The sequence below is a fragment of the Algoriphagus sp. genome, assembly GCF_046296635.1.
Taxonomy (GTDB): domain Bacteria; phylum Bacteroidota; class Bacteroidia; order Cytophagales; family Cyclobacteriaceae; genus Algoriphagus.
In genome coordinates, this window is the sequence record NZ_JBKBKZ010000007.1 from 157,370 (window position 1) to 167,150 (window position 9,781).

The 9,781-nt window shown below is 41.2% G+C and carries 6 protein-coding genes; 1 reads left to right on the forward strand and 5 read right to left on the reverse strand.

Annotation, left to right across the window (positions count from 1 at the left end; genetic code table 11):
* Positions 1–56: 56 nt before the first annotated feature.
* The 3 genes from ACK4HU_RS07615 to ACK4HU_RS07625 form a co-directional block, all read right to left on the reverse strand.
* Positions 57–4,394, reverse strand: a complete 4,338-nt coding sequence (locus ACK4HU_RS07615) for a PAS domain-containing protein (protein ID WP_409805040.1) — start codon at positions 4,392–4,394, stop codon at positions 57–59.
* 73 nt (positions 4,395–4,467) lie between these two features.
* Positions 4,468–5,538 (reverse strand): Gfo/Idh/MocA family protein, encoded by a 1,071-nt coding sequence (locus tag ACK4HU_RS07620; protein ID WP_409805043.1) that lies wholly within the window; start codon positions 5,536–5,538, stop codon positions 4,468–4,470.
* Positions 5,535–6,107, reverse strand: a complete 573-nt coding sequence (locus tag ACK4HU_RS07625) for a peptidylprolyl isomerase (protein WP_409805045.1) — start codon at positions 6,105–6,107, stop codon at positions 5,535–5,537. Before ACK4HU_RS07625 ends, ACK4HU_RS07620 begins: the two co-directional genes overlap by 4 nt.
* A 139-nt stretch (positions 6,108–6,246) precedes the next feature.
* Here ACK4HU_RS07625 and ACK4HU_RS07630 point away from each other — a divergent pair, with 139 nt between their 5' ends.
* Positions 6,247–7,503, forward strand: a complete 1,257-nt coding sequence (locus ACK4HU_RS07630) for a GAF domain-containing sensor histidine kinase (RefSeq protein ID WP_409805047.1) — start codon at positions 6,247–6,249, stop codon at positions 7,501–7,503.
* Between the two features lie 17 nt (positions 7,504–7,520).
* Here ACK4HU_RS07630 and ACK4HU_RS07635 read toward each other — a convergent pair whose 3' ends face one another.
* Both ACK4HU_RS07635 and ACK4HU_RS07640 read right to left on the reverse strand, forming a co-directional pair.
* The gene (locus tag ACK4HU_RS07635; protein WP_409805049.1) at positions 7,521–8,642 is read right to left on the reverse strand and encodes a 1-acyl-sn-glycerol-3-phosphate acyltransferase; all 1,122 of its coding nucleotides are present in this window, start codon (positions 8,640–8,642) and stop codon (positions 7,521–7,523) included.
* Positions 8,643–8,728: 86 nt separating this feature from the next.
* Positions 8,729–9,586: an alpha/beta hydrolase gene (locus ACK4HU_RS07640; protein WP_409805052.1), complete on the reverse strand. Its 858-nt coding sequence runs from the start codon at positions 9,584–9,586 to the stop codon at positions 8,729–8,731.
* Between the last annotated feature and the right edge of the window lie 195 nt (positions 9,587–9,781).

Consider the following 9,781-nt stretch of genomic DNA (forward strand, 5'->3'; position numbering starts at 1 on the left):
CTCGCCGATATTAAGTTACTTACCCGACTTTTCAACTTCTCTAAATTGATCACGAATTACTTTTTAATAGTAAAACAAAAATTACTTCCTGCTCCAAGAGATGATTCAACCCAAATTTTTCCACCATGAAACTCCACAATTTTCTTGCAAATAGCCAAGCCAATCCCGGACCCGGAGAATTGTTCTTTTAGATGTAGTCGTTGAAAAATAACAAATATTTTGTCCCGAAACTCAGGATCAATACCGATTCCATTGTCTCTGACAGAAAACTTCCATTCGGACTCATTTTCTTCACCTTCAATCCAGATTTCCGGGATATTATCCTTGGCTTGATATTTCAATCCATTGGATATTAAGTTTTGAAATAGTTGAATTATGGTACTGGCATGACAAATGATATCAGGTAGGGTGCTTACATGGATTTTTGCTTTCTTTTCATCAATCAATTTCCCATTTAATATCAATACCTCCTTGACTAGGTCGGGGGTATGACTCAATTTTTTTTCACCGGAGAGATTACCAACTCTAGAAAACTCAAGCAAATCCAAAATGATTTCTTTCATTCTTCTTGCCCCGTCTACTGCAAAATGAATGTATTGAAGACCCTTTTCGTCGAGGACATTGGCGTACTTTCGTTCGATAAGCCCGAGAAAACTTGAAATCATCCGAAGTGGCTCCTGAAGGTCATGAGATGCCACATAGGCAAACTGCTCCAGTTCTTTATTGGAAGTTTCCAACTTGCTGTTAGTTTGAGCAAGTTCACCATTAAGTAACTTAAGAGATACCTCATAGGATTTTCTTTGAGTGATATCCTGAATTGCGCCCACAGCACGAGTTGCTTTTCCTTTTTCATCCCTCAGGACGGTCCCTCTATCCAGCAGGTGAAAGAGCTTCCCGTCTTTTCTGATGAAGCGATATTCAGATTCAAAGAAATTTTCCGAAGGACTGGCAAGAACATTGGAATACACTGAAATTACACGATCTCTATCTTCAGGATGTATATTATCCCTCCATCTATTGTAGTTGTCATGAGTTCCTGAGATTTCTTCGCCAAATAGGGTGTTGAAACCTTCACCCCAGTAATGATCGCCTGTCTCAATATTCCAGTCCCAGATGGAATCGTGTGAAGCTTGAGAAATCAATCTAAGCCGTTCGTTGAATTCACGAATCTGTTTTTCAGAATCCTTTCTTTGAGTGATATCCCGAATAATGACAGAAAGTCCGCCGTTTGAAGGATAGATAGTTACCTCCAGCCAAGCTTTAATCCAAGAATCAAAGATTTCAAAATATTGGGCTTGATTCTTCTCATAGGCTTTTTCATAACCTTCCTTGAATTTTTCACTGATTTTATAAAGAGCTTCAAAAATATTTTTCCCAATGATTTTTTCTCTTTTGATACCGGTAAGATTTTCAACAACAACATTCCAGTAGGTTACCTTGTAGTCTTTGTCGATGGCATAAAAAGCATCTCCGATACTCTCCAACAAAGAATCTCTGGACTCAAAAGCTTCTCTGATTTTATCCAAATTCTGTTTTCGCTCGATTGCTAGGGATAGATTGGTGGTGACTGAAGATAAAAATCCAATTTCATCTTCGGACCAAATTTTACTGGTGGTACAGTCGTCAAATCCCATAAATCCATAGAAGGATCCATTTACAAAAATTGGCATGATCAGGATGGACTTAATTCCCTGGGCTTCCAGAAGTTGCCTCATATTCTCCTCGGCTTTTTCGGCCACTACCATAAACGGCTTACCCTGTAGCACTCCTTGGTAAGTGATAGGATGATCCTCCAAGGGTATGGCTTGGATATCCGGATTGTCGAGTTCGGAACTTACCAATCCATTGGTCCATTCATGGGTTTGTTGGGTAAATAGCTTCCCTGTAAATGGATCAGCGTAATTTTGGAAAAAATAAACTCGATCCGCACCAGCGGTTTCTCCCATTAATTTGAGTGTAGGATCTATAAGTTCTTTCCAGTCTTCTGATTCCAATAATGATTGGATGATGTATGAAATCGATGAAATGAGTCCAGTCTTTTTTTGAAGCTCCAGCTCTTTTTCCTTCTCCTCGCTTATGTCAGAAAGACTTCCTACCATCCGATAGGGCTCACCATCTGAATTTCTCAGAATTACCGTATTTTCTTTGACTAGGGTATAGGTTCCGTCGAACTTTTTAAATCGATACTCTCCGTACCAACGATCGGAGCTTTTATCATTTTTGGTGATTAGAGTGGATTCTCTGATTGAGGGCAGATCATCCGGGTGTATCATGGTTTGCCAAATGTCCTCAGTCACTTGTTCCATTTCCTCCGGATAGCCAAAAAGTCTGTGGTAGCCTTTTCCCCAGAAAATAACATTCTTCTTTAAATCCCAATCCCAAATCGCATCGGAAACTGCCTGTGTAGCTAAATGAAATCGTTCATTACTTGTCTTTAATGAGTGTTCAGCCCAATACCGATCTGTCTCATCGATAACTGTTGAGATCATGATATCCTGATCGGGTAGGGGGATGTTTTTTGCGGAAACAATCCTTTCTTTTCCACTTTGGGTCATGATAGGAATGTTCTTCCAGATCATACGCTCAGGATTTCCACTTTGGATGTCGGCAATAATTTGCGTGGTAATGGTGTCCCGAAATGTTTTGTTGGGATAGATTTTCTCAAAAAATGTTTCTACATCACTGAATACATCCGGTGGCCAGCCATAGATTTCGCTGAAGGCTGGATTGAGGTAAGTGGCTTTGCCCGTGCTGATTTTATTAACAGCTATCCCCAAGGGAATATTTTTTAAGGTTGACTCAATGAATAGATTTCGCTCTAGGAGTTCTTTTTCAATGGTCTTTTCTCTGGTAATGTCCTGTACAGTTCCTCGGAAGTGCTTCACCCCATTCTTATCGAATTCTATTGCCCCCTTTTCGTGAACAAATTTGATTTCGCCTGAGGAAAGTTGAATTCTATGAACAGCATCTAAGGGGCCCTTTTCTGCCAGTGCGCTGTTGTGATGTTCGAGGAAAGTCGCTCTGTCTTCCGGATGAATGGTCTGAATAAACAGTTCAAAATTGGGATTGAATTGATCCTTATCTATTCCCCAAATCGCAAAAACCTCGTCAGACCAATAAATATCTTCGGTCTGTATATTAAACTCCCAATAGCCGAGTTTTCCAATTTTCTGTGCCAGACTTAGACGATCAAGGAGCTCATTTTTCCTTTTCTCTTCCAGTTTTTTTTCTGTGATGTCTAAAGCGTAGCAACCTACGGCGACTACTTTTCCTTTTTCATAGATAGGTTTGAAATTGACCTCCATGTAGCCCCCTCTTTCCATCATGGTGACTTTTCGTTCTACTGAAAATGTTTCACCAGCTAATGCCCGTTCATACCAATTTTTCCATTCGTGAATAAATTTCTCAGGTAATGGTGTATTGAAAATTAGATTGCCACCAACATGAAGATCCCAATCCCCAATTTCCTTCATGGTTCGGAGGAATTTTTGGTTTGCAGTGATCAAGCGGAAGTTTTCATCTATTGCCCAAATGGTTTCGGGTGAAGAATCCAGAACAATGGAAAGTTTTTGACGGTCCTTTTTGAGTTTTTTCTTTGTTTTGACCAGTTGGGTAATGTCCCTGGCGATTCCGAAAACAGTATTGGAAGATTTGTCAAAGGTTGCTGACCAACTAAGGTAAATGATGGTGCCGTCTTTTTTGAAATAGCGGTTTCTGAAATTTGAGGAGGGAATGCCCGCTAAGACCTCCAATCTGTTTTTCAGGGTATCCTGAAAGTCATCCGGGTGAATCATATTTCTGAATGATTTCCCGATGAGTTCTTCCGGAGAATAACCAAGGATTTTTTCACTGGATTTGGATACCCTGAGGAAAGGTCCATCCTCTTCTGCAATAATGATCAAATCCTGAGTAGCATTCAGAATGTTTTCAATTTGAAGGTTGGTCTTTTTAAGTTCTTCTTCCTTTAATCTTTCCTCAGTGACATCCTTAAAAACCCCAAAAAGGCGAATGGGTTTACCATCTTCATTAAGGTCAACTACACCTTCTGATATTACATGCCTAATCTCGCCATTTGGTCGAATGATTCGTTTCTGAACTTTGTAGGGATCGCCGGATTCGAAGGATTTTTGATAATGTAAACTTGCCCTTTCCAGATCTTCGGGATGAATTGTGGACAATCCTAACTCGGTGGAGGCAATTGAAGACTTTGGATCCAGACCTAAAATGTGAAAAAACTCATCAGACCATTTGTTTTCACCGGTAAGTAAATTAACCTCCCAATGTCCGATACCTCCCATTGACTCAACTTGCCTGAGTAATGCTTTTGTTTCCTCTAATATTTTCAAGGAAGGATCAATAGTTTGAGTGTCTCTGGGGGTAGAAGGATTACCCATATTGAGGTGGTTTTACTGCTAAATATAAGTTTATTCTGTAGCTCATTTCTATCAAGTGCAGTATTGTGTAAACCTACAACCTCACCACCTCACCGGTTTTTACAGATTCATCACAGGCAAAGGCGATTTTAAGACTATTCAGTGCGTCGCTTAGGTGATCTGTCAGGTCAAGATTATTTTGGATTGCCGAAAGAAAATAGGCCTGCTCTCGGTTACACAGCTCCTGATGGTCTGGTTCATCAGTCATATCTATCCAAGTATCTTTCTTCAGAAAATGGTTTTTGTCATCGATGTCTGCATGATGTACCCGGATGGATTCTGTTTTGGTATGGCTATCCACATGATCGGACTTTCCTGCCGCACCTGCATTCTTGGCTACAATTGAGACTGCTCCTTTTGGGCCGAATACATCTTTGACAAAGAAGGCAGTCTCGCTAACCATCGGCCCCCAACCTGCCTCATACCAACCGACAGATCCATCCTCAAATCTGATCTGCAATTGACCGTAATTGTAGTTGTCTGGAGCAATATCTTCTGTCAACCTTGCCCCAATAGCGGAAACCCACACTGGTTTGGATCGAGTCATTTGACACATCACATCAATGTAGTGGACGCCACAATCAACAATTGGACTCAGGGATTTCAATAAATTTCGATGGACATCCCACATGTAGCCTTGGCTTTGTTGATTGAGATTCATCCGCATCACGAGAGGTTTGCCCAATTTTTGCGCTTCCTCGATGAATCGAATCCAAGAAGGATGATGCCTCAGAATATAGCCGACGACTAATTTTTTGCCTGTTTCTTTTGCTTTGGCAATGATTTTTTCGCAACCCAAAACCGTGTCTGCAAGTGGCTTTTCAATGAAAATATGGCAGCCTGCTTTCAGGGCTTTGATAGCAAATTCTTCGTGAGTATCAGGATAGGTGGATATACAAACTGCATCAGGTTGGGTAGTTTTTAATGCAAGATCAAAGTCTTCAAAAAGTGGATAATTAGCATTTAATGTCTCATTCAATTTCACTTTGCTATCTCCTCTAGCCACCAGCCCACAGATTTCAAACTCAGGCATTTGATGATAAGCTGCTGCATGGGAAGCACCCATATTTCCACAGCCAACGACTAGAATTTTGATGGATTTCATTTAATAGAATTCTGGGTGAGTTGATTATAATCTTGCTGACTAAGATATATAATTTCTACAGTCAAAGGAATTGGAATATCGGGAGTGTTGGATTCATTTCGCTTTACCTTTACGATTTGATCTATTATCTCCATTCCTTTGATTACATGTCCAAAGACAGTGTAATCACCATCAAGTCGGTGTAGTCCATTTGGATTTTGAACGATATAAAATTGACAACTGGCAGAGAGCTTTCCCGGATTGTCATCTCTTCCAGCTCCAACTGCTCCATAGACATGGGTTAATTCAGGATGAAATTCCGGTTCCAGTAGATACTCTGAATCGGTAAACCCCTCAGGCGTGTCAGGACAACCTCCTTGCGCAACGAAGTTTGGTATGACTCGATTAAATGTCAACGAATCCCAATAGCCTGCTTCAGCCAATTGGATGAAACTGGCTCGATGCCTTGGTGTCCTTTCGTCCAAGTTGATCCAAATTTCTCCTTGTGGCGTACTTATTTTGCCCACGGGAATAGTATCCAAACTCTGAAAAATCAGGAATAGAAGTAGAAAGTATTTAATTGAAATCATAGGAATCTTGAGTTTGTCAGTAAAATACAACCATTCATTTACAATAGTAAGGAACTGATTTTTATGATAAAACTTAAATGTCCAAGAGTATGTCAGAAGTGAATATTTGTTACTTCTTTTGCTAAAACACCCTTTTATTATGGATCAAGAAAATTCAATTCTACCTGTATCGGTCGACCTAGACCCACCGATTCCATCCAATGAAATGGAGCGAATAATGGCGCTCGTTGATTTTGATTTGGACTACATGGATCTGAATAAATCATTCGCTGATCTGACCAAGCTCGCTGCCAAAGTTGCGGGTACTTCCATCTCCTTAATCAATTTGATTGATTCATTTACACAGTGGAGTGTGTCTTCCTATGGGATAGATATTCGACAGATGCCAAGAGAAGAATCCGTCTGCCAATACACGATAATGGAAGAAAACTCGGATGGATTTGAAGTAGAAGATTTGTCCAAAGATGAGCGGTTTAAAGACAGACCATTTGTCACCAATGCCCCTCATTTAAAATACTATTTTGGAATTCCCCTGAAAGTGAATGATGACTTAGCCTTGGGAGCCCTCTGTGTATTACATGACGACTATAAAAGTCTGAGTGCTGAAAAGAAAGAAATGCTGGAAATCATTGCGGGTGAAGTGGTCAATCGGATCAAAATTCATCAGGCTGTGGCTAATCTGAAAAGAACTGTTCAAGAAACAAATTCTATTAAAAACAGAGTTGCCCACGACATCCGAGGACCTATTGGGGGGATCATTGGACTCGCAGAGATTATTCAGATGCAAGGTGACAGCAATAAGCTGGAGGAGGTTTTGGATTTTATCGCTTTGATCCAAAAAAGTGGAAAATCTGTCCTGGAGCTTGCAGATGAGATTCTATCGCACAACTTTGATCTAACAGGTGGAGTAATGAAACGGGCGCCCAAGGATCATGAGTTTACACTTTCCACTTTGAAATTCAAGCTCGAGGACATGTTTAATCCCCAAGCTATCACCAAGCAGGTGAAGCTGGAATTAACGGCAACTGCACCTTTTGCCGAGATCCCTTTTCCCAAAAATAAAATTCTCCAGATTTTGGGTAATCTAATTTCCAACTCTATCAAGTTTACCCCATCGGGTGGGATTGTGGAAGTATTGTTGGATATGGAGGTGCTCGACCAACAGAAAATATTACAGTTCAAAGTAAGGGATAGCGGGGTCGGTATTTCTCCCGAAAAAATTGCTGAAATCCTGAGAGGGGGTACAACTTCTTCCAAAGGAACTTCAGGAGAGAAAGGCTACGGTTTTGGCCTAAACTTGGTCAATCATCTCATCAAAGGACTGAAAGGTCGCCTTTTGATAAAATCCGATCCCGGAGAAGGGACCGAATTTGAATTTATACTACCCTTAGCCTGAGCTTAGCTCAGGTTTTTTTATTTCAAACTGTTATCGACAGGATAGGCATACATCGACAGGAAGCTTTTCAAAAGCTCGGGGTTGCTCGTATCCACCTTACTCAACAATCGTTTTTCGAATGCATCTTTTTCCTCCAAGGAATAATGACTGGAGAAATGTTCACTACCTGAAAGTAAGTCATGGGCAATATAGTTACTTGGCCACAGCCTGTATCCTTTCCAAATTTTGTGGTTAATAATTGTGGCAAGCTGAGCAAGCTTCTCGGTCTGAGAGATGTCCGAGGTGGAGATCGCCTTTATTTCATGATCCAATACGCCATTTACCTGAATATGGATTCGTCTTTTAGTCCCAAGAAGTCCTCTCAGCAGGTTTACAAAGTCCTCGTTCTCGTGTTTTACATATTTTTCATCACGGGATTTTGCAAGGAGCTCCGGCATTTTTAAACTATCAGTTGGGTCGTATTCGTATGAAATGGATACAGGGACGACTCTGATTTTTTCAAAAAACCCGAATGAATCAGCTCCATTCTCGGCAAGTGTCAGCATTTTTAGTACACCTTTTTGGGTGATGTCATTACCATCTTTAGTTCGCCCTTCACGCTGTGCAGTCCAGACTGATCTGTTCTCGTTGAGGAGCGATTTCCGGATATACTCCGAGACCATCAGCGAACTTTCAAAAAGTGCACGACCTGTCAATCCTCTGCGAATAGCGAAGTTCCGATTGAGTCGTGAAAGCGTGTGAAGGAAAGGTTTTTTAATCAGATTGTCGCCGATTGCAGAAGTGGTCATCACAAGACCTTTCTCATAAATACAGGCATTCAAAAGCGAAGTATCGAGTATGATGTCGCGGTGATTTGAAATGTAGAGGTAAGCAGTATTTGGTTCCAAGGCCTCAAAGCCGCCGGTTGTCAGCCCATCGGAGCTTTTCTCCAAAACTTTTAATAAGGCAGGATAAATGAAATTGATCTGAAAATCCCTGAGTGAGTGAGTATGCTTCATCAAATCTTTCCAATGCGATGGATTCTCATCCGGAAAGGTGAAATTCATCATCGCTTCCAGCATAGGGTCTTCGATAATCTGGCGAATCGCCTTGTTGGCTTCCGCATCGTAAAAAGGTCTTATTGAATCAAATTTGGACATAGTTGGGTGTGTATTCTTGCGCAAAAAGCAAAAATTAGCTGAATAATCGAAGTAAATTTCTCTTAAGGGTAATAGTCGAATTAGAACTATTTCCTCTTCAGGTACTTATCAAAAAAGAGTAGATGGACTGGTAAAGCCTCGGTCCAATAGGCCCAAGTATGTGCGCCGGGCCGCTCGATGTATTCATGAGGAGTTTCATTTCCGAGAAGAAGCTGGTGCATTTGTCGATTAGTTTCGATAAGGAAATCATCCACTCCGCAGTCGAAAATCAAGGCCAATCCATTGCTTTTCATCCTATCCACAAGTCCTACCGCTGTGAAAGTGCTGAATTTTGGACCATCATAATTTAGATCTTGGCCTAGCATATCCTGCTGTCCTTGCTGGCGCAAAGTCCGGAAATCTGCAGGCACTTTCCACATTCTGGTGTCGATGTTCATTACTCCGCTCATACTTCCTGCAGCGATGAATTGGTCTGGATGCTTTGCTGATAGCATGATGGCGCCGTGACCACCCATCGACAGGCCAGTGATGGCTCGAGATTCTTTTTTCGCTAAAGTCCGGAAGTTTTTGTCAATGTGGGGGATAAGTTCGGCGATGATATAAGTCTCATATTTGACAGAATCCAGTAGAGGACTATCAAAGTAATAGCTCGAAGGTCCGACACCGGGAGTGACGATAATCAGGTCATATTCCTCTGCCATTCGTGCTATAAGTCCTGGTTCACTGACATTTTTATGCCAGTCGCTGAACGCTCCACTGCCACCATGTAACAGATATATTACAGGGTATTTTTCGGCTCCTTTCTGGTAAGAAGAAGGAGTGGTAACTGCAGCTTTGAGATTCTTTTTCATTGCCGGGCTGTAAACCTGAATGGTGTCTGTTTTTGCCTGAGAAAATCCGAGAAATGGGATTAGGCAAAAGAGTAGGAGAAGGCTTTTTTTCATTTGATTATAATTTTTTTATATGTATATCCGCAATTCTGCCAGTAGCCATATTTTGTTAAGTTTCACCTCGACTTCGCTCGGTGTCCGTTAGTTTTTTTTAGGGGAGGGGAGGAATATGCGGCTGCGCCGCATATAACTACCCACCCAATAAAAAACAGAAAAACGGTGGGCGAGCGAAGTAGAGGCCCATTTTTT